This is a genomic window from Gilliamella sp. A7 (genome assembly GCF_002142015.1).
In the GTDB taxonomy this organism is placed as follows: domain Bacteria; phylum Pseudomonadota; class Gammaproteobacteria; order Enterobacterales; family Orbaceae; genus Gilliamella; species Gilliamella apis_A.
In genome coordinates this window covers 20,264-45,900 of sequence record NZ_NASN01000015.1, presented here as the reverse complement: position 1 = coordinate 45,900, position 25,637 = coordinate 20,264, and the positions used below count along the sequence as shown (strand labels likewise).

General features: G+C 34.0%; 19 protein-coding genes and 1 riboswitch. Of the genes, 14 read left to right on the top strand and 5 right to left on the bottom strand.

Features of this window, described 5'->3' with window-relative positions; genetic code table 11:
• Positions 1 to 11 precede the first annotated feature (11 nt).
• Positions 12 to 407 (bottom strand): ribonuclease E inhibitor RraB, encoded by a 396-nt coding sequence (rraB, locus tag B6D18_RS05845; protein ID WP_086363586.1) that lies wholly within the window; start codon positions 405 to 407, stop codon positions 12 to 14.
• A 28-nt stretch (positions 408 to 435) separates the two neighbouring features.
• Here rraB and B6D18_RS05840 point away from each other — a divergent pair, with 28 nt between their 5' ends.
• From B6D18_RS05840 to B6D18_RS05810, 7 genes are all read left to right on the top strand, one after another.
• On the top strand, positions 436 to 1,308 hold the full coding sequence (locus B6D18_RS05840) for a PHP domain-containing protein (RefSeq protein ID WP_216818876.1): 873 nt from the start codon (positions 436 to 438) through the stop codon (positions 1,306 to 1,308).
• 102 nt (positions 1,309 to 1,410) lie between these two features.
• Complete coding sequence (locus B6D18_RS05835) at positions 1,411 to 2,031, top strand: L-threonylcarbamoyladenylate synthase (RefSeq protein WP_065613282.1); 621 nt, start codon at positions 1,411 to 1,413, stop codon at positions 2,029 to 2,031.
• A gap of 71 nt (positions 2,032 to 2,102) precedes the next feature.
• Positions 2,103 to 3,107: a 23S rRNA pseudouridine(2605) synthase RluB gene (gene rluB, locus B6D18_RS05830; protein WP_086363585.1), complete on the top strand. Its 1,005-nt coding sequence runs from the start codon at positions 2,103 to 2,105 to the stop codon at positions 3,105 to 3,107.
• A 295-nt stretch (positions 3,108 to 3,402) separates the two neighbouring features.
• Positions 3,403 to 4,788: a hypothetical protein gene (locus tag B6D18_RS05825; protein ID WP_086363584.1), complete on the top strand. Its 1,386-nt coding sequence runs from the start codon at positions 3,403 to 3,405 to the stop codon at positions 4,786 to 4,788.
• A 28-nt stretch (positions 4,789 to 4,816) separates the two neighbouring features.
• Positions 4,817 to 5,980, top strand: coding sequence for a hypothetical protein (locus B6D18_RS05820; RefSeq protein ID WP_086363583.1), 1,164 nt, complete (start codon positions 4,817 to 4,819; stop codon positions 5,978 to 5,980).
• A 25-nt stretch (positions 5,981 to 6,005) separates the two neighbouring features.
• Positions 6,006 to 7,400 carry a hypothetical protein gene (locus B6D18_RS05815; RefSeq protein ID WP_086363582.1) on the top strand — a complete coding sequence of 465 codons (1,395 nt, stop codon included), beginning with the start codon at positions 6,006 to 6,008 and terminating at the stop codon, positions 7,398 to 7,400.
• Positions 7,401 to 7,624: 224 nt separating this feature from the next.
• Positions 7,625 to 8,761, top strand: coding sequence for a hypothetical protein (locus tag B6D18_RS05810; RefSeq protein ID WP_086363581.1), 1,137 nt, complete (start codon positions 7,625 to 7,627; stop codon positions 8,759 to 8,761).
• A gap of 97 nt (positions 8,762 to 8,858) precedes the next feature.
• Here the strand turns inward: B6D18_RS05810 and B6D18_RS05805 are convergent, their stop codons facing one another.
• Positions 8,859 to 9,875, bottom strand: a complete 1,017-nt coding sequence (locus tag B6D18_RS05805; protein WP_216818874.1) for an amidohydrolase family protein — start codon at positions 9,873 to 9,875, stop codon at positions 8,859 to 8,861.
• A 441-nt stretch (positions 9,876 to 10,316) separates the two neighbouring features.
• Between B6D18_RS05805 and B6D18_RS05800 the strand changes: the two genes are divergently transcribed.
• Positions 10,317 to 10,610 (top strand): putative quinol monooxygenase, encoded by a 294-nt coding sequence (locus B6D18_RS05800; protein ID WP_086320186.1) that lies wholly within the window; start codon positions 10,317 to 10,319, stop codon positions 10,608 to 10,610.
• Between the two features lie 59 nt (positions 10,611 to 10,669).
• Here the strand turns inward: B6D18_RS05800 and argS are convergent, their stop codons facing one another.
• Positions 10,670 to 12,403, bottom strand: coding sequence for an arginine--tRNA ligase (argS, locus tag B6D18_RS05795; RefSeq protein WP_086363580.1), 1,734 nt, complete (start codon positions 12,401 to 12,403; stop codon positions 10,670 to 10,672).
• A gap of 161 nt (positions 12,404 to 12,564) precedes the next feature.
• A riboswitch (TPP riboswitch) is annotated at positions 12,565 to 12,673 on the top strand.
• 40 nt (positions 12,674 to 12,713) lie between these two features.
• Between argS and thiB the strand changes: the two genes are divergently transcribed.
• From thiB to dinB, 6 genes are all read left to right on the top strand, one after another.
• Positions 12,714 to 13,712 carry a thiamine ABC transporter substrate binding subunit gene (gene thiB, locus B6D18_RS05790; RefSeq protein ID WP_086363579.1) on the top strand — a complete coding sequence of 333 codons (999 nt, stop codon included), beginning with the start codon at positions 12,714 to 12,716 and terminating at the stop codon, positions 13,710 to 13,712.
• 13 nt (positions 13,713 to 13,725) lie between these two features.
• Positions 13,726 to 15,306 carry a thiamine/thiamine pyrophosphate ABC transporter permease gene (gene thiP / locus B6D18_RS05785; RefSeq protein WP_086363578.1) on the top strand — a complete coding sequence of 527 codons (1,581 nt, stop codon included), beginning with the start codon at positions 13,726 to 13,728 and terminating at the stop codon, positions 15,304 to 15,306.
• Positions 15,284 to 15,979: a thiamine ABC transporter ATP-binding protein ThiQ gene (gene thiQ, locus B6D18_RS05780; RefSeq protein ID WP_086363577.1), complete on the top strand. Its 696-nt coding sequence runs from the start codon at positions 15,284 to 15,286 to the stop codon at positions 15,977 to 15,979. The genes thiP and thiQ overlap by 23 nt, the downstream gene beginning before the upstream one ends.
• A gap of 479 nt (positions 15,980 to 16,458) precedes the next feature.
• The gene (locus B6D18_RS05775) at positions 16,459 to 17,955 is read left to right on the top strand and encodes a hypothetical protein (protein ID WP_086363576.1); all 1,497 of its coding nucleotides are present in this window, start codon (positions 16,459 to 16,461) and stop codon (positions 17,953 to 17,955) included.
• Between the two features lie 1,233 nt (positions 17,956 to 19,188).
• On the top strand, positions 19,189 to 20,895 hold the full coding sequence (cptA, locus tag B6D18_RS05765; protein WP_086363592.1) for a phosphoethanolamine transferase CptA: 1,707 nt from the start codon (positions 19,189 to 19,191) through the stop codon (positions 20,893 to 20,895).
• A gap of 81 nt (positions 20,896 to 20,976) precedes the next feature.
• Positions 20,977 to 22,032 (top strand): DNA polymerase IV, encoded by a 1,056-nt coding sequence (dinB, locus tag B6D18_RS05760; protein ID WP_086363591.1) that lies wholly within the window; start codon positions 20,977 to 20,979, stop codon positions 22,030 to 22,032.
• Positions 22,033 to 22,161: 129 nt separating this feature from the next.
• Here dinB and B6D18_RS05755 read toward each other — a convergent pair whose 3' ends face one another.
• Together B6D18_RS05755 and B6D18_RS05750 are read right to left on the bottom strand one after the other, a co-directional pair.
• The gene (locus tag B6D18_RS05755) at positions 22,162 to 23,598 is read right to left on the bottom strand and encodes a 6-phospho-beta-glucosidase (protein WP_086363574.1); all 1,437 of its coding nucleotides are present in this window, start codon (positions 23,596 to 23,598) and stop codon (positions 22,162 to 22,164) included.
• A 13-nt stretch (positions 23,599 to 23,611) separates the two neighbouring features.
• On the bottom strand, positions 23,612 to 25,483 hold the full coding sequence (locus B6D18_RS05750; RefSeq protein ID WP_086363573.1) for a glucose PTS transporter subunit IIA: 1,872 nt from the start codon (positions 25,481 to 25,483) through the stop codon (positions 23,612 to 23,614).
• Between the last annotated feature and the right edge of the window lie 154 nt (positions 25,484 to 25,637).

Here is a 25,637-nt window from a genome sequence, read left to right as displayed (position 1 = left end):
CTGATTATTTATTAATGAATGGTCTCGCTAACGTCATCTTCATCGAATTGTTCATCACTACCATCTTCAAAATAGGTTCCCCAACCGTCATAATTAACACCAAATTGGTTTGCCAGAGTTATAATTTCGGCGATTTGAGCATTAATTAATTCCGCATTTAACGGACTTTCCGTAATAATATCAAAACCAATTACCACATTACCTGCATCATCAACATCTTCATCAGGATCGGTTGCTTCATAGCCTAATTTATAAGCTTCAACAGCAACTTTTTCTAGTTTATCAAAGTGTTGTGATGAAATATGATGTTCAATAATATACAGAGCATGTGGATCACTTCCATCTTCTAAAAGTTCTTGAATAATAGCTAGCGTATCTTGCTGAGCAAGCAGAATTTGATCTTTCATAATATACCTTTTAGTGGTCGTGCAAATTGTGTGGTATATTACACGTTTAAAAATAATTTTCGAGAAAAAAGTGATTGTTGACTTACATTCGCACACAACAGCATCAGATGGAATTTTAACGCCAAGTGAACTGGTCAAAAGAGCTGCTGATAATCAAATCAATATGCTAGCGATTACCGATCACGATACTATCAAGGGGTTGTTAGATGCGAAAGCGACCATAGCACGAGATAATTTGCCGGTTAAATTAATCTATGGGGTTGAAGTGTCAACAATGTGGAAGAATAATGAAATTCATATTGTTGGTTTGAATATCGATATTCAAAATTCTCACTTGCTTGAATTATTAACTGCACAAGAACAAAGTCGTATTGATAGAGCAATCAGTATTAGTGAAAAATTAGCCAAAGTAAGCATAGGCAATGCTTATGAGCAAGCTCAACAATTTTCTAAAGGTGATATTGTATCTCGAGCTCATTTTGCGCGCTTTTTAGTCGCTAATAATTATGTTAAAGATATTAAACGAGCATTTAAAAAATATCTGGGTAAAAGTGGTTATGCTTATGTTCCTGCCAAATGGTGCAGTATTGCTGATGCGGTTAATGCGATACATGCGGCAGGTGGACAAGCGGTTTTAGCTCACCCGACACGTTATGATTTGACCTTAACTAAACTAAAATTATTAATTAGTGAATTTAAATCATATGGAGGTGATGGTATTGAAGTTTCTCAGAGCCGCCAAACTCAAGATGATTTACAGCGATTAGCAAAATTGGCTAATGAATTTAAATTACTTGCGTCACAAGGTTCGGATTTCCATGATTTGCTTAATTATCTTGACCTTGGTAAAACTACACCATTGCCTGGTAGCGTTACACCTATTTGGCATAACTGGATATAATAAACATATTGAACTAAAATAGTATCAATTAGCGCTATAAACCGTGATGAAAAAAAACTTTCCTCACATTATTTTAACCTGCTATCAATAAAGAAGAATATTATGAGCCAAACTTTTTATATTCATCCTGATAACCCACAAACAAGGTTATTAGATCAAGTCGTCAAAATATTAAATGATGGTGGCGTCATTGCATTTCCTACTGATTCAGGTTATTCGCTAGGTTGTTTACTTGATAATAAATATGGTGTAGATCGTATTTGTCAAATCCGTAATTTAGATAAACACCATAACTTTACCTTAATGTGCCGAGATTTATCTGAGCTTTCTTCTTATGCTTTTGTTGATAACACTACCTTTCGATTATTAAAAAATAATACCCCAGGTAAATATGTTTTTATTCTACAAGCAAGCAAAGAAGTACCACGACGTTTGATGAATGAAAAACGCAAAACGATTGGACTGCGTATTCCTGATAATAAAATTGATTTAGCGCTTCTTGAATTATTAGGACAACCTTTAATGACAACTACGCTTATTTTACCTAATGAAAATGAAGCTCAGTCTGATCCCGAAGAAATTGAAGATAAAATTGGTCACCAACTAGATGCTATCGTTCATGGTGGTTATATTAGTGAACAGCCTACAACAGTGATTGATTTAACTAACGATTATCCAGATATTATTCGTCAAGGTAGTGGTGATATTAGACCATTTGAGTAAACTAATTAATAATATATCAATGAGTTATTGAGTTAATAAATGATACCTGAGAAGGTAACAGTGAGGATTATATGAAACAAAATAGATCTGCATTTTCCAAAAAACAACGAGGAGCAGATAAACTAATTGAGCAAGAAAGCGATATCGCTCGTAAAAAAAATACCAAATTAAGCCAAACGTCGAATCGTAAAAGTTCACAATCAGATAATACTGAAAAATTACAAAAAGTATTGGCAAATTTAGGCAATGGTTCACGTCGTGAAATTGAAGCTATGATTGTGGCTGGAAAAATTAGTGTTGATGGTAAAATTGCGTCTTTAGGTGATCGTGTAGATGTCAATGCTAGTCCAAAAATTCGTATCAATGGTCATTTAGTTCAGTTAAGAAGTAAAGAAAAAGAGGTTTGTCGTGTTTTAGCTTATTATAAACCTGAAGGCGAAATCTGTTCTCGAAATGATCCACAAGGGCGAGCAACCGTGTTTGAGAGATTACCTCGCTTAAAAAATGCACGCTGGATTAACATTGGTCGACTTGATATAAATACATCGGGTTTATTGCTATTCACAACGGATGGCGAATTGGCTAATCGCCTCATGCATCCACGGCATGAAATTGAACGTGAGTATGCTGTTCGAGTATTTGGTAATATTACCGATCAACAACTTAATCAACTTCGCAAAGGTGTTCAGTTAGAAGATGGGCCAGCTGCATTTAACTCAATTAAACCTCAAGGTGGTGATGGATTGAATCAATGGTTTAATGTCGTTATTACCGAAGGTCGTAATCGAGAAGTCCGTCGTATGTGGGAAGCAATTGATGTTCAAGTTAGTCGCTTGTTACGCATTCGTTATGGTAATATTACTTTACCAAAAGGTTTATCTCGAGGTACATGGATGGAATTAGGTATTGATTCTGTCAATTACTTACGTGAGTTAGTTGGTTTACCAGCTGAAATAAAAAGCTTTACAACCAAATCTTCCTCTGACAAACGTATTGTTAGACCAAAGCGTATTAAACTCAATCAGTCTAGTCGAACTGCTCGTCAAAAAGTGAATAAAAAACCAACACGAATGTAAAATTTTGCTAACCCTTAAATAAAAATGATTATTTTATTTAAGGGTAACATCATCCCGCCAATTAATTTTAAACATTAACCAAAACCACTAATAGCATTTATTGTTAATAATTAATAACAAATAGTAAAAAAAGTAGCAACAAAAGTTAATAATTAGTTAAAAGTTTAGCATAAACTCAACCAACAGTTTTTTAATAAACTGATAAAAATAGCCATTTTTATATAAACATATCAAAAAATGGATATGAAATACTTAAAATAACTAGTAGTAAAAAATAAGTAAAGAAAGGAAGTTTATGCGCAAGATTATTGCTATCTTTTGTATATTTTTATTAACGGCATGCCATACGCGAACAGCTGAAGATGCATTTAAGGAAGGTCGCTATATAGAAAGTATCAATCTTTTAGCTGCCAGTTTGGATGAAAAAGGGCCAGCAAAGTTTGATCAACAGGACGTTAAGCGTCTACAAACTATAGTTAGTAGTGTAATGCAGTTTTATGAAAAAGACCTAAACCACTTCCATCAATATGATTATCCACAAAAAATAGATGCATATAAGCATTTATTAACTATGAAAGAGATATTAAGTCATCGCTTTTATTCTGATCAGATCAGTTTTTTCAATGACAAGTATGACACTAGGCAATTAAAACAAACTCTTGCTAAAGAGTATTATGATTATGGTAATTACATTACTGGCAATGACAGTGAAAGTTATCGAACAAAAGCCGAATTATATAAAAATAGTTTGTCATACGACAATTATAAAAATGCCGCTATTTTATATAAAAATGCCAATACTAAATATATGCAGATGGCAGCCAAAAATTACTATGACCAAGGTAAACAATTCGAACAACAGTTAAATTATAAAGCTGCTGCTCAAGCCTTTAGTCAGGCTTCATCGATATACAAACCACTAGGTAAATATAAAGATAGTGACAAACTTGCGAAAGATAATGACAAAAAATATGCTACCCAGCAGGCTCAAGAGGCTTATCAACAAGCCAAACAACTGGCAATGAATGCGACAAAGCGTTATGAATATCGAGAAGTTGCCAAGTATTATGCGCAAGCAGCATCTATATATCGGCCATATGGACAATATTTTGACGCGAGTTCATTAGCTGATACTTATGCTAAAAAAGGCATAATTAACGTTTATTACTATGGTTCAAACTTCACCGATGAAATAAGAGATAAATTAAGTGCAAATTATATTCAATTTGCCAATTACTCGAGTAGTGCAGAGATAGATATCCGAATTGACTTTAAAAGTGATTTTGTCGTTCTAGATAAATCAGTAACCAACGAAACTAAGATTGAGCAAGTCTTTGATAAATATATTGAAGCAAAAGATAAAAACGGTAATACAACTCAAATCAAAACTTACAAAGATCAACGATATAATTTACAAACAGTAACTCATAGTAACAAATTAACCCTAACTGCTAACATTGAGGTTCACGGTATCTATAGTTATAGCAAATCATTTAAAATTGAAGAAACTTCAGTTAAACATGACTATATTTATAGTGGTAATGTACCTGCCAAATTTCATAATCACAATGATGGCCGCTTAAAATCGAAAGATGATTTATATACTCAAGCCAAAAGAGATTTATTATCCGAGCTAAACTCAAGATTAGACGATATTGCCAAAGATCTTTCATATCTATAATGGACAATTTTTAATAAGGAAAAATAAAATGAGAATTATTATTGCCAGTTTATTAATGTTTTTATTAGTGAGTTGTACTCACGAACGCACATCTCAAAATGCTTATGCTGAAGGGAACTATCTTGAAAGCATCAATCTATTAGCGGCAAAAATAGAGGAAAAAAGTGAAGCAAACTTTAAGCAAACTGATGCCGAAAAACTCAGTAAGCTGGTTAATGATGTGATGAACAAATATGAGGATGAATTAGCCAGCATCAATAATACTGATTATAAAAAACGCATTGAAATCTATGAAAAACTGTTAGAGATGAATAAGCGTTTAAGTAACCGTTTTTACAGTACGGAATTAGTAAACGTTTTAGATAAATATCCTGCTGATAGTTTGAGGCAAAACATTGCTAAAGATTTGTATGACCAAGGGGTAAATTTCGAAACCCAAAACGACTATAAAGCTGCAGCTGAGGCATTTAGTCAAGCATCATCAGTATATCAACCTCTAGGTAAATATAAAGACAGTGACAAACGTGCGTATAATAATGGTAAAAAACAGGCTACTTTAATGGCAGAAGAGGCTTATCAGCAGGCAAAAATGCTTTCAGAAATTGCAATGCAACGCCTAGAATTTCGTCAAGTTGCCAAATATTATGAGCAAGCTGTGGATGCTTATCGTCATTATGGACGTTATAAAGATGCTACTTCTTTAGCTAACACCTATAAACGCAAAGGGATAATAAAAGTTTATTGCTATGCTTCCGAATACTGCTCTGAGGTAAAATTGTTACTAAATAAGGATTATGTCACCTTTGTTTCTTCTCCAGTTGGTGCTGATCTCAAAATTAAAATAACTGTTGATAAAGAATATGACAGTACAAGATCACAGATTGACATACCAAACACCCGAAAAGTATTTGATAAATACATAGAACATATCGATGCTCAAGGGAATAGGATTCAAATCCCAACGTTAAAAGATGAAACTTACTATACGAAATTGGATACTAATAACAATAGTTTAAGTCTAGAGACAGTAGTAAGGATGGAAGGAATTATTGACTTTTCTGACACTATCTATGCAAGAGCTTCAAGCTATTATGAAAATGATGATGATTTACTACCAGTAGCAAAAAGAGAACTGATCACTAAATTAAAATCATTGCTAGAAAGTACTGCTCAAGATCTTTGTTCCCTTTAATGGACAATTTTCAACAAGGAAAAACATGATAAGAATTATTATTGCCGGTTTATTAATGTTTTTATTAATGAGTTGTACTCACGAACGCACATCTCAGGATGCTTATGCTGAAGGGAACTATCTTGAAAGCATCAATCTATTAGCGGCAAAAATAGAGGAAAAAAGTGAAGCAAACTTTAAGCAAACTGATGCAGTCCAGCTGCGTCAGTTAGTCACTGATGTAATGAATAAATATGAGGATGAATTAGCCAGCACCAATAATACTGATTATAAAAAACGCATTGAAATCTATCAAAAACTGTTAGAGATGAATAAGCGCTTAACTAACCGTTTTTACAGTGCGGAATTAGTGAACTTTTTTGATAAATATCCTGCTGAAAGTTTGAGGCAAATTATTGCTAAAGATTTTTATGATTATGGTAAATCAATCACAGGTACTGATTCTGATAGCTATCATACAAAAGCTGAGTTATATAAAAGTGGTTTGTCTTACTACAGTTATAAAAATATTGCTACTTTATATAAAAATGCTAATAGCAAATATATGCAGATTGCCGCTAAAGATTTCTATGATCAAGGTAGAAATTTAGAAAAACAGAAAGATTATAACGCTGCGTCTGAGGCATTTAGTCAAGCATCATCAGTATATCAACCACTAGGTAAATATAAAGACAGTAATAAACGCGCTTATGATAATGCTAAAAAACACGCTACTTTAATGGCCGAAGAGGCTTATCAAAAAGGAAAAATGCTGGCAAAAGGCGCTGACAAACGCTCAACTTTTCGTTCAGTTGGCGAATATTATAGGCAAGCCGCAGACGTATATAGTCGTTTTGGACGTTATAAAGATGCAGCTTCTTTAGCTGAAAAGTATCTTGATAAAGGTTTAATATCGGTTTATTTTCATTCAGACGATCACTGTTCTGATGTAAGCTCAGCTTTTTCTGCTAATTATCTCTCCTTTGTCAGTTCTCCATCTGGTGCAGATATCATAATTAATGTGACTTGTAATAGCCGTTATTATTCCCCTCAACAATCGTATAACATGGAAATAAAACGCGAAAAAGTATTTGATAAATATGTAGAACAGACCGATGCTCAAGGGCATACAACTCAGGTCGAAACTTTTAAAGAAGTGTCTTACAACGAGTCAACCAGAACTTATCGCAATAGCTTAACATTATTGACTGAAATAAGCATTACAGGACTTATTAATTCAAGTAGCTCATTTACTATAGAAAAATCTTCAGAAAAATATGAGGTTCATTATTGGGGGGGAGAGGTACCTTCACATGTACATGACTATAACGAAGGTGTTTTAGAATCTCCACATGAATTAGAACAAAGAGCTAAAAGCGAACAAAGTGCTGAATTAAGATCAATACTTGATAGTATTGCTCAAGATCTTTCATACCTATAAAGGAAAACTTTATGAAAATTAAAAAATTAATGAAAATTAGTTTGGCTTCTTTATCAATATTTTTATTAGTTTCTTGTGCGCACTAACGCACATTTCAAGAAGCATACGCTGAAGGAAGTTATATTGAAAGTATCAATTTATTAGCGACAAAAATAGAGAAAAAAAGTGAAGCAAACTTTAAGCAAACTGATGCCGCACAGCTGCGGCAGTTAGTTACCGAGGTGATGAATAAATATGAAAATGAATTAGCTAATACCACAAAGAGCAATGATGAACAACGTCAAGAAACATATGAGAAATTATTAGAGCTTAATCAGCGTTTGAGTGATCACTTTTACAGTTCCGAATTAGCATTCTTTTTGGATAAATATCCTAGTGAACGTCTAAAACAAAATATTGCTAACTTTTATACTCAACAAGCAAATGCTATCCCAACTAATTCTGCTGGTGATTATGAAGAAAGAGCAGCGTTATATAAAAAATCTTTAGATAGATATTACGATAAAAATATCGAAAAAGCCTATATTCATGCTGATACTAAATATAGGCAGCTTGCGGCACAAATATTATACAATCTTGCTAAACAGGAAATACGGAGTGGTGATTATCATGCAGCGCTAGCTTGTTTTAGAACTATTAGTTTTATTTATAAGCCATTAGGACATTACAAAGATACTGAAAAATTAACTCTTTACTATGAAAAAAAAGCAAGAAAAAAAGAAGCGTTTGATTCTTATTCTCAAGGTGAAAAAATAGCTAAAAATGCGACTCAAAGTTATCAATATCGACAAGCAGCAAAAGATTATCAACATGCCGCGAATACTTATGCAAAGTATGGTAATTATCGAGATTCGCAACAAAAAGCAATAAGCTATGCTGACCAAGGTAAAAAAAGATTATATGTGACTGGTAATACAAATTCATTTTCTAATTTTGTTGAAGATTATTTCAAAAATGATGATGCTATTATATTAGTTAACAACAGCAGAAATAGTGACATTACTATTAATCTTAGCGAAGAAGAGAGATATTCGGATGATGGTGGTTCAGTAACAAATGACACTAAAAAGAATGGTGAAAAAGAATATAATTTACAAACTGAAACATTAGTAAATAATTATAGTTTAAACCTTAGCGTAAATATTTCTGGATTAAGTGGTTATTATGACAGATTTTCAGCTGAAAAAAGTTCAAGACAAGTTAAGTATACCTACACCGGTGATAAACCTAGTTACGAATTTGATAGTACAGACGGTAATTACTATTCTCGTAGTGAATTAAGACAACAAGCAGAAGATGATATAAAATCAAGTCTTAGCAATTACCTTTCTAGGCTTTCTTCAGCAATTCATCAATTATAAATAATAATCAATAAATATAATCCCACTCAGTTATTCTCTGGGTGGGATTTTTATTTTTAAAGATGATTAAATCTCAGTTAAATTTTTAATCAGACAATTATTCAATGCCTAATACCATACGCCCATTTTTGGTGGCAACATTTACCACATTATCTAAATCTGTATAACGACAGCCAGTGACTAATAATTTAAGCTCTTCCCACATATTACCGGTTGAAAAAGGTAACATATAATCACTGACGTTATCTGTTCCAATAGCAACAGGTATCCCGGCGGCAGCAAGTTCATCGACTGGCGTTAATGAATTGCGGGTAGGGCCATGTTCTTCACGGCGCGGGCTATCGATCCAAGCAAATGGGCAAGCAATTACCATCATTTTAGCTTCTTTCATTTTTTGGTAGAGTTTTTGACGATATTCTAAACTATGAGCGGTAATTGAAATACTATGAATAGCCACCACGCGACCATGCATACCATGCTCAATGGTTTTATCAGTAAGTTGCTCGGTTTCGATTTCATCTGATGAGTTAAACTGGTCAACATGGACATGTACCATTTTGCCTAATGCTTTACCGGTTTGCATTAACACATCTAAATGTTTTAATCCCATTCCATCACCATGATCTCGCTCATCTCGACGCGGCAAACCACCAATAATATCTACTAAATCAGCACCTTTATCAAACCAGTATCGGGCTTCTTTATCAATGACTCCTTTAAGAGTTTGATTGACTAATTTAATCGTAATATCGTTTTTATATGTTTCACGAGCTCGTAGCGCACCTCTAATTGCTCGCTCTTCGGCAATCGGATCAATGTCAACAAATGAACCCATGGCAGTAACACCTTGTTCAATCATGCGTTCAACCGCCATGCTAAAATGCCGATAATAATCATCTTCGGTCATTGCTGCTTTCACTTTATCAAGCGTGTCCCATTTTTCAATTAAAGTCTGTTTTTGGTAGACATCAAAACTATCTACAGTGATAGTAAAAGCACGATCAGCATGCATATGTGAATTAACCCAACCACCATTTTGTTTAATTTTGTTCATCAAATATGCTTTCAAGCTCTGATCTCGACTAGTTGATAACATTTGTTTATTATCGGTCATAATGCGCCTCTAAAATTTGGTTACTATTAAGTTTTAATAAAAAATGGATAAAAAAAATCCCCCAAAAAGGAGGATCAAAATAAACCTGTTAGGATATTTCTTATAGCAATGAAAACACAAGTTGTCATGGAAGTTTACACTTTATTATTTTTCCGAAGTGGGAAAGATTTTAATGGATTCATTGTTAAGATCAAGTATTTTAATTTTAAAAATATTTAAATAAATGAAAAGGTTAAAGTATTATTTTTTAGATTTTTCAAACTAAAAAAAGTCTATTTATAATTTCAAAGAGTAAACTATTAAATTACATATGCCTAACTTACTATTTAATAATAAGTATAGTGGTCGAAAAAATGAGATTAGCATGATTATTAAAAGCTGTTTATTCTTAACAGTAGGATTTCAATCATTACAAAACAAGTTTACTTATAAGGGTAGAATATGTCACAACTAAACATTATTGCCACCATTACGATAAAACCAGAGTATCATGAAGCATTTAAACCTATATTTAAACGATTAGTTATCGGTAGTCGAGCTGAACATGGTTGTGTTCGGTATGAGCTGAATCAAAGTATTGAGAATCCCAATATTTATATAGTAGTAGAAACATGGCAATCACAGCAGGCGATTGACTTACATAATACAACGCCACATTTTGTTGAATTTGCTAATTTTGCCAAGGAGCAGGTTGATGGATTATCGATTTGTATAGCTAAACAGGTTGATGTCTAAGCGGATAACTAAATACCAACAAAACCACCGATATTTAATCATATCGGTGGCAAATAAGCTTACATTTTGTCAACGGTTTTAATGCCAAGCATATCTAAACCCGTTTTAAGCGTTTTGGCTGTTAATAAGGCCAGTTTCAATCTGCTAACTTTTAAACTTTCATTTTCTGCGGCCAAAATAGGGCAGTGTTCATAAAAACTTGAAAATAGGGTAGCGATATCATACAGATACGCACAAAGAACATGTGGCGTACCTTCGGCGGCAACAGTTGTGATTGTTTCATCAAATTGATTCAAACGAATTGCTAATGCGCGTTCCTTTTCAGTACCTAAATCGATATGACCATCTAGATTGTCTTCATTGATATTTGATTTTTTAAATACTGAAAGTACACGGGTATAGGCATACTGTAAATAAGGCGCTGTATTGCCTTCAAATGACAGCATATTATCCCAATCAAATACATAATCAGTCGTTCTATTTTTGGATAGATCAGCATATTTAACCGCACCAATGGCAACTGCATCAACCACTTGAGCCAGCTCGGTATCAGAAAGATCAGGATTTTTGCTTTTAATTAATGTTGCTGCTCGCTCAGTTGCTTCATCGAGTAAATCATTTAGTTTAACGGTATCACCTGAACGCGTTTTAAATGGTTTACCATCTTTACCTAACATCATACCAAACATATGATGTTCAAGTTTTAAAGATTCTGGGACATATTTTGCTTTATGTACAATCGCCCAAACTTGTTCTAAATGTTGGTGTTGGCGTGAATCGGTATAATATAAAATACGATCCGCGTGTAGCGTTTCATAACGGTATTTGGCACAAGCAATATCGGTTGTTGCATAAAGATAACCACCATCTCGTTTTTGGATGATAACACCCATTGGTTCGCCTTCTTTATTTTTATACTCATCTAAAAACACAACGATAGCGCCTTCACTTTCAACGGCTAATTTTTTCTGTTTAAGATCGGCAACAATGCCCGGAAGCATACTGTTATAGATACTTTCACCCATGGTATCTTCTAGTGAAAGTGTGACATTGAGTCGTTTATATGTGGCAATATTTTGCGTCATGGTAATATCAACCAGTTTTCGCCACATTTCACGGCAATACTCATCACCACCTTGAAGCTTAACGACATAATTACGGGCTTTTTCAGCAAAGACTTCATCTTCGTCATAATGTTTTTTTGCTGCACGATAAAAAGATTCTAGATCCGATAGATCCATATCGTGGGCCTGTTCGTTTTGCATTTTTTCAAGGTAAGCGATTAACATACCAAATTGGGTTCCCCAATCACCAACGTGATTAGCTCGAATCACATTGTGGCCAAGAAAATTTAAGACTCTAACACTCGCATCACCAATAATCGTTGAGCGTAAATGACCAACATGCATCTCTTTTGCTACGTTTGGTGCTGAGTAATCAACCACAATAGTTTGTGGTTTAGCCGGTAAGGTGATATTCAATTTATCGCTACTTAATGCTACTTCGTTCTGCTCGGCAATCCAACTATTTTTTAAAAAGATATTAATAAAACCCGGTCCAGCAATTTCTACTTTATCGGCAATATCTTCAATATCCAGATGTTGTAATACTTTTTCTGCCAATGCGCGTGGTGGCATACCCAATTTTTTAGCGGTAGCCATGATACCATTTGCTTGATAGTCACCAAATTGAACTTTGGCTGATTGCTTGATTAAAGCATCACAGTTTTTATCTGCACCAGCCATAATCATTGCTTGCGAAACTCGTTGCGTTAATAGTTGTTGAATGTTCACATTGTACCTAATCAATAATCATAAAATGAGGCATATAATACCGACAAACACAACAATTGTCACTGATTGCCTATAATCTTACCGTGTTTTAATTTGTATAAATTTGTATTTATCAACACATCGCTTGTTTACAATTCTATTTGCTACTACTAAACTATTCATCGTTCTCAACGGGGTGCCCTGAAGGGCTGAGAGTGTCAGAAAAACTGACATAACTCGTCGAACCTGAACTGGATAATGCCAGCGGAGGGATTTGAGTTATTATATCTACTCAAACCTTTTGTCTTTTACACATTACTTTGGAGGCAAAATGTTTCGTAAAAACTTTTTACTATCTGTTATATTTTCATTTTCACTATTTAGTCATTTAGCAAATGCACAACAACCAACTCTAACTGTTTATAGTTACAACTCATTTATGTCACAATGGGGGCCGGGTGAAGCAATTAAAAAAGGCTTCGAAGCGCAATGTAATTGCCAACTTGATGTTGTCACATTGGGGGATGGTGTATCTGTTTTAAATCGCATTCGCCTTGAAGGCGACAAAACAAATGCTGATGTTATTTTAGGATTAGATAACAATCTATTAGCACAAGCCAAGCAAGCGGATATTTTAATTCCGCATCAAATTAGTAAACCCGATAACCTCAATACTGATTGGTGGGATGATAGTTTTATTCCTTACGATTTTGGCTATTTCGCTTTTATCTATAATCAAGATAAGATTAAAAATCCTCCTCATTCATTACATGAATTGGTCGAAAACCAAGCTAATTGGAAAATCATTTATCAAGATCCTAGAACCAGCACTCCAGGACTAGGTTTATTGTTTTGGATGAAAAAGGTCTATGGTGACGAGGCGGCAAATGCATGGCAACAAGTGGCTAAACATACGGTCACAGTAACTAAAGGTTGGAGTGAAGCCTATGGTATGTTCTTAAAAGATGAGGCGGATTTGGTATTAAGTTATAGCACATCGCCGATAGCACATATTATTAATGAAAATAATCATAGCTACGCCGCCGCGATTTTTGCTGAAGGTCACTATCGCCAAGTCGAAGTGGCTGGCATCATTAAATATAGCCAAAAAGCTGATTTAGCTCGACAATTTTTACGTTACTTGCTAACACCTGAGATACAACGTCAATTTGCTGAAAAAAATGTGATGTATCCAATTATTAAGACGGATCTACCCGATGCTTATAAGCAAATTAATACCATTGATAAATCGCTAGAATTTACACCGGAAGAGATTGAAAAACATCAAAAAGGTTGGATTCGTGAGTGGCAGTCAGCAATAAGTAAATAGTTAAGTATTATTAATGTTAAAATTCAGATCGTTATTACCAGGTATCAGTGCTGCTAGTTTAATTTTAATCATATTAAGTTCAGCACTTCTCGCTATCTGGAAATTTGCCTTGCAGTCAGGAAATTTAAGCATCTATTTTGATAGTTACATATTGCATATTATATGGATAACTTTTTACCAAGCTGTATTGTCGACATTATTATCACTAATCGCAGCCATATTAATGGCTAAGGCATTATCTTTAGTGGATTTTAAAGGTAAAAAGTTGTTATTGAAGATGATGCCTATTACCTTTATATTACCAACACTAGTTGTTGTGACTGGTTTACTATCGGTTTACGGGCGACAAGGTTTATTATCTAGTGTCTGCCAAATATTACAGATACCATTCTCATTTTCAATTTATGGTTTACAAGGCATTTTATTGGCGCATGTATTCCTGAATTTCCCTTATGCCTGCTGCCTATTTTATCAAACCTTACAAAGCGTACCTATTGAACAAAAACATTTAGCTGCACAATTAAATTTTACCAGTGTAACTTTTTTTAAGATTATTGAATGGCCATTACTGCGTAGACAAATATTACCTATGGCGGCATTAATTTTTATGTTATGTTTTTCAAGTTTTGCCATTGTTTTAGCATTAGGTGGCGGGCCTAAATATACCACGCTTGAAGTTGCTATTTATCAAGCAATTCGTGATTTTGATCTGTTACAAGCAGCATTACTTGCCTGTTTACAACTAGTTTGTTGTATTGCCTTCATTGGATTAATGCAAAAGATAAACAGAATCGATAAAAAATTAACGGTAAACTTTACTCAAACAGACTATCGTTTACCTTTACCCAAAGGATTAAAAATTGTTAGTTCAGTGCTAATTTTGATCGGTGGATTATTTATATTGTTACCTATGCTGACTATCCTGTTTCAAGGTATCTATTTCTTTCAATTCTCATTGTTGACCTTTTCATTACAGCAAGCTTTACTTTTTTCAATCATTATTGCTTTTGGTTCATCAATTATTGCCATGATACTGGGGTTACTATTACTTTGGACCAATAGTCGATTACTGATAAATAGACAACCTCGATTGAGTAATGGACTATTATTAATTGCATCACTTATTCTAGCCATACCAAGTATGGTATTGGCATCAGGATTATTTTTATTACTATTTGACTATAGTAATAATGCCATTTTTATCTGCTTATTGATGATGGTTTGTAATGGATTGATGGCGTTACCATTTATTATAAAAAATCTTGCCGTACCAATGTATGATATTACCGCTCGATATTGGCGACTTACCCAATCACTGAATATTAATGGTTTAACTCACTTTTATCTAATTGATTTTAGAGGGTTAAGAAGAACAATATTAATGAGTTTTGCATTTGCTGGCATATTGTCATTGGGCGATTTTGGTGTAATTGCCTTATTTGGTGGGCAGTCAGTCACCACTTTACCTTATTATTTATATCAACAGATATCGCATTATCATTACAAAGAAAGTATAGTAACAGCGGCAATTTTATTAATTTTATCATTTAGCTTATTGGTTGTTATGGATTATGATCGAACTTCAAAATACTGAGTATCAATATGATAACTTCAACATGCACTTTGTGCTTAATATTGCCGCTAAAGAAAGAGTGGTCATTGTTGGCCCAAGCGGTGCAGGCAAAAGTACATTACTCAGTTTAATAGCCGGGTTTATTTTTCCCAATGGCGGACAAATCATTCTCAATCAGCAAAATGTTACTACCACTTTACCGGGTAAACGACCGGTATCGATGCTATTCCAAAACAATAATTTATTCAGCCATCTTACCGTCGAACAAAATATAGCGTTAGGTATTAAACCATTATTAAAACTTAGCCGAGCAGAACAGACAATAATTGGTGACATATTAGTGCGTGTCGGATTGGAAGGCTTTAACCAACGTTATCCCGAACAACTTTCAGGAGGTCAACGGCAACGTGTTGCACTGGCACGCTGTTTAATACAACATCGTCCAATTTTACTCCTTGATGAACCATTTTCTGCGCTTGACCAAGCATTACGTTTTGAAATGCTGGCTCTTGTTAATCAAGTTTGTAGCGAATTCAACCTTACTTTAATGATGGTCTCGCATTATTTAGATGATTCTCTTAACCACTTCTCACGTTGCCTCGTTATTGATAATGGAAAAATTATTTTTAATGCTGCACCAAATCAGCTTAATGAAAATCAAAAGATAGCGGAGTTATTAGGTATTGAAAGTTAGGATTTTAAGTTGAAAAAGTTGAGGAGAGTTTTTTAAATAATTAAAAACTGTGATTTAGCTGGTTATCTTACTAATAATATTTACAAAATTTAACAATTTAGCCTCAAAAAGTGGTTGCGAGGTTTTTTTATGTCTTTATAATTTTAAACAATTTTCAGTAGGATTATCGATCATTATTTAGTTAATCAAACTAACAATTGAAGATAAAATATCAAATTAAACATAAAGTTAATTGACAGGATGTCGAATATGCATTATAATTTAAAACACCAAACACCAAACACCAAACCTGCTCAACCTATAATTTAATTTCAGCTAATTACCTCAATTCAAGTTTACTTTTTCTCGATAGTTTATCTTTTCACAGAAAATCCAAGTTAATATCTAGTCTTAGTCCATATCAATTTAGCCAAAGAACAAAAAAAACAAAACGCTGTTTAGTTCAGCTTTCACCTGGTGGAGATTTGATAGCAAATACAATGTGTTGTATTTTTTCTTTAACAAATTCTTCATTATTATCCGTTTGTTTATCTCTGGTTAAACCGTTTATTTATATTTTATTTATTTTATGCTTTTTAGGCGTCAGTCAAAAAAGCCTAGCACTTACAGCACATAGTATAAATGTCATTATTGGTAATAAACCGAAAGTTGTCGATATTGAAGGGGCATCGAAAAAACATGGTTTTACTGTTAATGGTGTTTTATATAGTTCAAATACCAATAACTTAAGTGACACACAAATCAATCAGTTTGATGGTAATTTAACAATTAAGGACTTTATTATTAAGGATTATGCAATGGATGATTTAGATGTGACGGCTAATTATGATGATACCGATGGTGATGGCATTCGCAATAACACTCCGTTCACCGTAGAAAAAACAACCTATAGTTGGTTTGATAATAAAGGGATAAAAATCGAAAATAATGAAAAAATAATTGGTTGTGGTAGTGACATTTCCATGCCGTTAACTTTAACTATTACAACGAAAGTAAAAACCTATTCCGAATATGGTGTTCCTAATGAAAGCGAATATGTTGATATCACTCAAAAATATAAAATTATGGCTAAACCTGACATTTGTTATGCAAAACCAAATCAGATGATAACTTTTCCTACTATGACATGGGGAAGTGCCCGTCCAATTGAATACCAAGGTAGGATAGAATGTATTTTGACGGGTTATGCTGATAATGAATTTGAATTATCTTTGGATGAAGATTTTGTAGATCTTAGAGTGACAAGAGGTTGGAATTTTGATAATTCGAGAGTAAGAAATAGTTATTGCGGTGGTGGTTATAATGCGAATGTTTTTGATCCAATTAATGGTTTTAAAGTGTCAGCTTCTCCTCATTTCCCTACCACTGGTTTTCCAGGAGCGAAATTTCAATTAGTTATGACTGGTCATCAAGAGGATTTTGATTATAACGTTTCCGCAAATCCTAAAGATAGTGTGGTTGTTGATAAAGCGGGTAATGTTATGTTGAAAAAAAAACCAATAGGACTGGTGACTATAACCGCGAAGTTCAAGCATAGTGAACAAATACCCGAACAAGTCTATTCCTTTAATTTATCAGGAGTTTGGGCTGTACCACATGGTCAAGGAGATAATCATTATACATATGAACAAATAGTACATTTGTGTGGAGGGGAACAAAATATACCTTCACGGGCAGAAATGTCAAATTCCCCGAATGCACCAGCTTCATGGACGAAATACCCACTGGCATGGGATGCATTTACTCGGACGATAGGTGAGGGATTGTTAAGTGAATGGGGAATGTCAACTAAGTATAGTTACCCGGATTCTGACTGGCCAAGAAGTGGATTACTTTGGTTTTATACAAGAGATCAATATGATGTATCATCAGATATAGCTAAAGGTTTGTCTGATCGGTTTGCTGCTGACGCATGGATTGGGCAAATAGGTGTTTGGGCCTACGCTCAACAACTAAGAGGCGTATGTATTCAATAAGAGAATAATATTAATAAAATACAATGTGGATGAATTTTAGTGATAATTCTCGTAGATGATTTTGATACATGGAGTGAAATACGTTATTAAACAGTCGGTTAAATGTATAATAGTTAATGCATTTTCGAAAATATGGATTTTAGTTAAAAGTACTTATCATTTGAAACTTTTATTTATAAATTATTCCTCATAAAACCATCTTTTTCGGATGGAGGTCGTTATTGGCGTCATATTGGTGGAGGATTATTTAGTGAATCGGGGATGTCAATTAAATATAGCTATCCCGATTCTGACTAGCCGGACAGTGGATTACTTTGGTTTTATCCAAGAGATCAATATGCAGTATCATCAGATATAGCTGCAGGCTTATCTGATCGGTTTGCTGCTGACGCATGGATAGGACAAATACAAGTTTGGGAAAAAATCAGTCTTTACGAGCGGTCTACAAAGAATAAATACATATTTAACTTAATATTACTATTAGAAAGTTTTAGTATAATTGTTACAAATAAAAAGGGTAGTAATGAATTTTATTCAAAAATTAGAAGAACAATCACAATTTGAAGGTGTTTTATGATTTAAAGAAGGGGTGTTTTTACGTGCATATAATCAAGGCGTGTATATATTAACTGAATTGCTAGGTTATCCATTTAAAGTACGGGTAATAAAATTAAAAACACTTAAAAACAAACCGATAACGACCTGTGCATTTCCACTGAATACACTAGTCACTAGCAAAACGGCTATCTAACGTTAATATAACTGAATTTGGGGTAAGTTATCCGTATGCTTATAATCATGAAAGTTATAGTTTGTGGTTTCAGCGACATTGCCATGAAGAAAGCTTTGCGAACGAAAAGGCTATAGCCAGCAGTGAGCCGTTGAAAACACGCGATCGGCGAGAGTTGGCGCTAGCGATTAAAAAATGCACTATAGAGAAAAATACAAACACTATCTTTATAAAATTAAATCAAAAACAAATTAATTATCTTTCAAATTGGCAACAAGGCTGTTATTCGCTTGAAGTAGATTATGCATTTATGCGAAGTTTAAAAAATAAGCTTAATTCTTGATCTAAAAATGGTGATATTGATTATTAACGTAAATCTAATCTATCCAAATTGTTTATATATTATTTAGCCACTTTTTCGGGGGCTTTTATTTGCTCTTAAGGTTTTGTTAATCTGCTTTTGTTAGTTTAGTGACCATTATTAATGGTGAATAATGGTAGCTATGCAAAAGTTAGATAATTCTGTAAGTTTTAATTGGCCTTCATTGATCTATGTAATTTTATTTTTTTGTTACTTCTCTTGCAGTTTGCAACTCTATATTGCTTTGTCTGGACATGCTAATTTTATTGGCTTACGTGATTCAATTATTTACAGCATGATTTGGCTAGTACCAGTATTATTTTTCCCTCGTTATACAAAAAAAATTGCTACTGTTTATGGCATTATAATTGGGGGATTATCTTTAATTTCTATTGGTTATTTTATCATATATCGACAAGAATTTTCACAGAGTGTCTTTTTTGTAATGGCTGAGTCCAATTACAATGAATCACATGAGTTTATCTCTCAATATTTAAGCATTAAGTTAGTTATAGTATTGCTAATTTATATTTTGCTTGGTTTTTTTCTATGGCTTAAAGTCAAACCTATTTATGTTAAAAATATGACTAAATGGTTAGTGTCGATAATCATTGTTATTTATGCATTAATGCCGCTGTGTATTAGTGTTGTAATAAAAAAAATGTCGTTTCAACAAGCAACTCAGCATTTGTTAACGCGTATGGAAACCACAGTGCCGTGGCAATTGATCAATAATTATTTAGCTTATCGTTCACAATTGTCGAATATGGAGAATATTTTAAATCATTTGCAAACATTGCCTAAGTTTGAAAACTTAACGGATGCTAATGGTGATATACCAAGAACATTAGTATTGGTGATTGGTGAATCGACTACACGTAATCGTATGGGGATTTATGGTTATGAACGCAATACTACACCGTTGATAGAACAATTTAAGCAAGATAATCCTGATTTTGTTGTGTTTAATGATGTGGTTTCATCAAGACCTTATACTATTGAAATATTACAGCAAGCCCTAACTTTGGCTGATGAACAAAATCCAGATTTATATCTTAGCAAACCATCTCTTATTCACCTTATGAAGCAAGCTGGTTATAAAACCTTTTGGATCACTAATCAACAGACGATGACAAAACGTAATACGATGTTGACTATGTTTTCTAAACAAGCTGATGAACAGTTTTACATGAATAATGATCGTAATCAAAGTTCACGACAATATGACTCATCGGTATTTGAACCATTTAAAAAAGTATTACATGATCCTGCTGAAAAGAAATTTATCGTCATTCACTTGCTTGGTACGCATATGAAATATGAATTACGCTATCCTCAAAGTACTGATTATCAGCGTTTTAATAATAAATCAGATTTAGCATTTAAACTGGATAATGATAAGTTAAAGGTTTATAACAGTTATGATAATGCGATAACCTATAATGATTTTGTAACAACTAATCTATTTAATTTATTTAAAGATAGTCAACCAAATGGTTTTATGTTGTATTTTTCGGATCATGGTGAAGATGTTTATCAGACCGCTCCGCATGATATTCTAGGTCGTAATGAAAAAGCACCTACTAAGGTGATGTATACTGTACCATTCATGCTATGGCAATCACCCAAATGGCTAGCTAGTCATCCCAATTACTATCAGTCCTATGTGAATAGAAAATTCAGTACTCAAGACTTGATTCATACTTGGTCTGATTTAGCTGGGCTTAGTTATAAATCCTATACTCCAGAAAAAAGTATAATAAATCCGAAATTTGAACAACCAATTCGTTGGATTGGCGATCCTCATGATAAAAAAGGCTTAACTGATTTTGATAAGTTAACTAAATAATAGTGAGTAATTTGCAGATAAAGTTAAGGTGTGATATTGTATATTTATACAGTTATTTTTTTTAATGCTATTACATCTATTATGCGAAAAATTATTCATGTCGATATGGATTGTTTTTATGCCGCTGTCGAAATGAGAGACAATCCCCGTTATCGCAATATTCCTATTGCGGTAGGGGGGGATCCGCGTAAGCGAGGTGTGGTATCAACTGCAAATTACTTAGCTCGTCAATTTGGTGTCCATAGTGCTATGTCCATGGCACAGGCAATTAAGCTCTGTCCTAATCTTAAAGTTATCCCCGGTCGGCATGCTGTTTATAAAGAAGTTTCTACTCAAATTCAGCAAATCTTTAAACGATATACTCAAGCTATTGAAACACTCTCCCTTGATGAAGCTTATCTAGATGTGACTGATTGTAAACTTTTTCACGGCTCTGCCACTTTAATTGCTCAAGATATCCGTCAAGCGATATATAAAGAACTCGAACTCACTGCTTCGGCTGGTGTGGCACCACTTAAGTTCTTAGCTAAAATAGCCTCTGACATGAATAAGCCAAATGGCCAATATGTGATTACACCCGAACAAGTAGGGAGTTTTATTGAGCAGTTACCGCTAAAAAAAATTCCTGGTGTGGGTAAAGTAACTGAGAAAAAGCTAACTGAATTGGGATTGTATACTTGTAAGGATGTGGTCAATTATGACCTAACAAAATTGCTGAATCAGTTTGGTAAATTTGGTCGAATTTTATATGAACGTTGTCAAGGTATAGATGAACGTGAAGTTTGTAATGATAGACAACGTAAATCCGTAGGCGTAGAGCGTACTTTAGTTGATGATATTTATAGTTGGGATGAGTGTTTAGCTCAATTTGATCCGTTATTTGATGAACTCGAAAAAAGATTAAGCAAAGTTCGTGCTGATTTATCGATTGCAAGGCAAGGTGTCAAATTTAAATTTGATGATTTTCAACTGACAACCCAAGAGCATGTCTGGTCAAAATTGGATAAGGATGATCTGATTGAGCAGGCTTATAAAGTGTGGTTAGAAAGACGAAATAATCGAGGTATAAGATTAATTGGTTTTCATGTCACTTTAATAGATCCTCAAGTTGAAAAACAGCTAATTTTCCAATTTTGATTGTTAACTTACGATCAAATAGTTATTTTTTAGTGTTAGGTTATGGTGAGAATAGTTAATGATAAAAGATCTGATTTCATTTTGATAAATCAGATCTTTGGTTGTTATTTTGAATTTATAGCTAAATGATTATTTTAAACTTTGACCATTAGTCTTAATCACATTTTTATACCATTCAAATGATTCTTTTTTATAGCGTTTCATGCTGCCTTTACCTTCATTGTCACGATCAACATAAATTACGCCATAACGTTTTTTCATTTCACCAGTAGTGAAAGATACTACGTCGATAATTCCCCATGCTGTATAACCAATCACATCAACACCATCGTAATCCATCGCTTTTTGCATCGCTTTGATATGAGCACCAAGGTATTCAATACGTGGTTTATCATGAATTTGGTTATCATGTTCTAGTTCATCTATCGCACCAAAACCATTTTCAACAATGAATAGTGGTAATTGATAACGATCATATAAACGGTTAAGAGTATAACGTAATCCTTCTGGATCGATTGGCCATCCCCAGTCACTGCTTTTAATGTATGGATTTTCTACCGCATTTGGTAGCGCACCATTGACGATATTGTCACGATGTTCATTTTTAGCATCAGCTTTTACCACTGTTGACATGTAATAACTAAAGCCGATGTAGTCAACTGTTCCTTGTTTTAAACAGGCTAAATCATCTTCAGTGATGTCAAGTTTGTAACCTTCTCGTTCAAACTCTTTTAATGCATAAGCAGGGTAATAACCACGTACATGTACATCAGGGAAGAAGAAGCGTTGATGCATAGCAATTTCTGATGCCATCATATCTTCAGGATTACAAGAATATGGATAGATTGGCACATGCGAAATCATACAACCGATTTCAAAATCAGGATTAATTTTCTTACCAGCAATCACTGCTTTAGCACTGGCTAGTAATTCGTAGTGTGCCACTTGATAAAGTACTTCTTGTGGATTTTCACCAGGTTTAACTTGCACACCTGAATTAGTCCAAAAGAAGATTGGATTACTGGTATCCATTTGATTATTAATTTCGTTGAACGTCATCCAATATTTGACTTTATTTTTGTAGCGCTCAAAACAACTAATTGCGAAACGTTCGAAAAATTCAACGGTTTTACGATTTCTAAATCCACCATAATGACGAGCAATATGTAATGGAATTTCAAAGTGTGAAAGGGTGATAACCGGTTCAATTCCATTAGCAATAAGTTCATCAAACACATCATCATAAAACTGTAGACCAGCTTCATTTGGTTCTAACTCATCACCATTAGGAAAGATTCGTGTCCAAGCAATTGAAGTACGTAAACATTTCAAACCTAATTCAGCAAATAACTTAATATCCTCTTTATAATGATGATAAAAATCAATTGCAGTGTGATTTGGATAAAATTTACCTGCTTCGATATCTTGAGTGATTTGTCTTGCAACGCCATGAGCACCAGCGGTCATGACATCAACCACGCTCGGTCCTTTGCCCCCTTCATTCCAGCCGCCTTCAAATTGGTGGGCTGCTAATGCGCCACCCCATAAAAATGGTTTCTTAGTCATTTTTGGTTCCTTGTTATTGCTTAATTTCGAATATGATATCGTCAATATTTACGTCTTTATTTTCAGTTAATGTGATCAATTGGTACTGATCAGTATTAACAATAATAATTGGTGTGATTAATGGGTAACCAGCTTGCTTAATTGCTTGTGGATCAAAGCTAATTAATAAATCACCCGTTTTAACTTGTTGTCCCATACTCACATGGTAACTAAATTCATTGTTAGTTAGATTAACAGTGTCAATACCAACGTGAATTAATAATTCTACGCCATTATCTAAAGTTAAACCGATAGCATGTTTTGAACTTTCAAAAACGGCGGTCACTTTACCATTATAAGGTGCATAAACATGGTTCTCAGTTGGTTCTATTGCAATACCTTCACCCATCAATTTCTGAGCAAATGCTGGATCTGGTACTTCACTCAGAGGTAATGCTTTACCGATCATGGGACTAGTAATATTGATTTTATCAAGAACAATTTTTGGCGTATCATTTTCAATTTTTTCATTATTTTGGTTATTTTCATTGGTACCAAAAATTTGTATAAGAATAACTGGTCCAAATAACGCAATTAACGAACCAATGGATACACCGATTACTGAATTATAATGTTCTGGATTAATCGTATTAACAATAGTTAATGGACCAGCTAATGGGGCATAAGCGTAGAAGTAAGGTGTAAAGAAACCGGCGACAATACCACCAATTGATGCACACGCACAACCGTAAATAAATGGTTTTTTGAAGCGTAAGTTAACCCCATAAATTGCTGGTTCAGTAATACCAAATAGACCAGTTACAAATGCTGATATTGATACCCCTTTCATCTCGGAAGAACGTGTTTTGATATAGAATCCAAGTGCCGCACCAACTTGACCGATTACCGCAATAGTTTGATAAGCTTGGAATGAATCTTGACCATTTAGCTTCATGTTTTCTAAAACTATTGGAGTTATTCCCCAATGGACGCCGAATATAACAAGTACTTGCCAGAATGCCCCAATAATAGCACCAGCTAACCATGGAGCAAAATCAACTAAATAGTTGTATCCGATTGATATATAGCGTGCAGCCCCAGCAGTAAGAGGTCCAACTACTAGTAACGTTAGTGGTACCATGATAACTAAACAGATGAATGGCATGAACAATGGTTTAATAATGCTATGTAATCTAGGTTCTAAGAAACGCTCTAAATGAGAGAGTATCCAGACTAAAAACAGTGGTGGTAATACGGTTGACATATAAGTGGTTTCAGACAACGGTAAACCAAATAAATCAAATGTTCCACCTTCTTTAATAAATTTTGCTATCTCTGCCCAGGTCGGTGAAAGTAGTGCTGCACAACATGCTACCGCAATATAGATATTACAACGGAAATGTTGCGATGCGGTAATGGCAATAAATATAGGTAAAAAAGTGAATGGTGCCCAAGAGATAAAACTAAATACTTGACAAGTGTTCGTTTTTTCAAAACCGGGAAAGGCCAGATTAATTAAAATCAAGATTCCTTGTAATATTCCTGCTCCCGCTAACACATAGACAAATGGGGCAAAAACCGCTGACATTGTCGCGATGATACGATTCAAAATACTACTTTTACTATTTACATCAACTTTGTTATTACCACTCATCAATTTAGTAAACGCATTGTAGACTTTGTCAACATTTGTACCTATTACAATTTGAATTTGTCCACCTTTTTCAACTACCGTGATAACACCCGAAAAACTGGCAATTTTTTCTTTGGCATTTTCGGGGGTAGATTGCGTGACGACACGTAAGCGAGTTGCACAACGTGCAACAGAAACAATATTATTTTCACCGCCCAATTCGTTTAATATATCGACTGCTAATTTATCATAATCTCTAATTTTAGATGACATCAATTAAGCTCCTTTCAACAGGTAAGAGAGGCTATATTATTCCTAAAATAAAAATTGTTAATGACCAATTTTATTGTTTGTGATCTAGATCCCGTTTTCTCGCAATTTTGATTTAATAATTAATTTACAGGTATAAAATAAAAACTATTTATAA

What these genes read in the sequence shown, in the direction of transcription:
- rraB (WP_086363586.1), bottom strand. Translation starts at nt 407, where the DNA reads ATGAAAGATCAAATTCTGCTTGCTCAGCAAGATACGCTAGCTATTATT.
- B6D18_RS05835 (WP_065613282.1), top strand. Translation starts at nt 1,411, where the DNA reads ATGAGCCAAACTTTTTATATTCATCCTGATAACCCACAAACAAGGTTA.
- rluB (WP_086363585.1), top strand. Translation starts at nt 2,103, where the DNA reads ATGAAACAAAATAGATCTGCATTTTCCAAAAAACAACGAGGAGCAGAT.
- B6D18_RS05825 (WP_086363584.1), top strand. Translation starts at nt 3,403, where the DNA reads ATGCGCAAGATTATTGCTATCTTTTGTATATTTTTATTAACGGCATGC.
- B6D18_RS05820 (WP_086363583.1), top strand. Translation starts at nt 4,817, where the DNA reads ATGAGAATTATTATTGCCAGTTTATTAATGTTTTTATTAGTGAGTTGT.
- B6D18_RS05815 (WP_086363582.1), top strand. Translation starts at nt 6,006, where the DNA reads ATGATAAGAATTATTATTGCCGGTTTATTAATGTTTTTATTAATGAGT.
- B6D18_RS05810 (WP_086363581.1), top strand. Translation starts at nt 7,625, where the DNA reads ATGAATAAATATGAAAATGAATTAGCTAATACCACAAAGAGCAATGAT.
- B6D18_RS05805 (WP_216818874.1), bottom strand. Translation starts at nt 9,875, where the DNA reads ATGACCGATAATAAACAAATGTTATCAACTAGTCGAGATCAGAGCTTG.
- B6D18_RS05800 (WP_086320186.1), top strand. Translation starts at nt 10,317, where the DNA reads ATGTCACAACTAAACATTATTGCCACCATTACGATAAAACCAGAGTAT.
- thiB (WP_086363579.1), top strand. Translation starts at nt 12,714, where the DNA reads ATGTTTCGTAAAAACTTTTTACTATCTGTTATATTTTCATTTTCACTA.
- thiP (WP_086363578.1), top strand. Translation starts at nt 13,726, where the DNA reads ATGTTAAAATTCAGATCGTTATTACCAGGTATCAGTGCTGCTAGTTTA.
- thiQ (WP_086363577.1), top strand. Translation starts at nt 15,284, where the DNA reads ATGATCGAACTTCAAAATACTGAGTATCAATATGATAACTTCAACATG.
- B6D18_RS05775 (WP_086363576.1), top strand. Translation starts at nt 16,459, where the DNA reads ATGTGTTGTATTTTTTCTTTAACAAATTCTTCATTATTATCCGTTTGT.
- cptA (WP_086363592.1), top strand. Translation starts at nt 19,189, where the DNA reads ATGCAAAAGTTAGATAATTCTGTAAGTTTTAATTGGCCTTCATTGATC.
- dinB (WP_086363591.1), top strand. Translation starts at nt 20,977, where the DNA reads ATGCGAAAAATTATTCATGTCGATATGGATTGTTTTTATGCCGCTGTC.
- B6D18_RS05755 (WP_086363574.1), bottom strand. Translation starts at nt 23,598, where the DNA reads ATGACTAAGAAACCATTTTTATGGGGTGGCGCATTAGCAGCCCACCAA.
- B6D18_RS05750 (WP_086363573.1), bottom strand. Translation starts at nt 25,483, where the DNA reads ATGTCATCTAAAATTAGAGATTATGATAAATTAGCAGTCGATATATTA.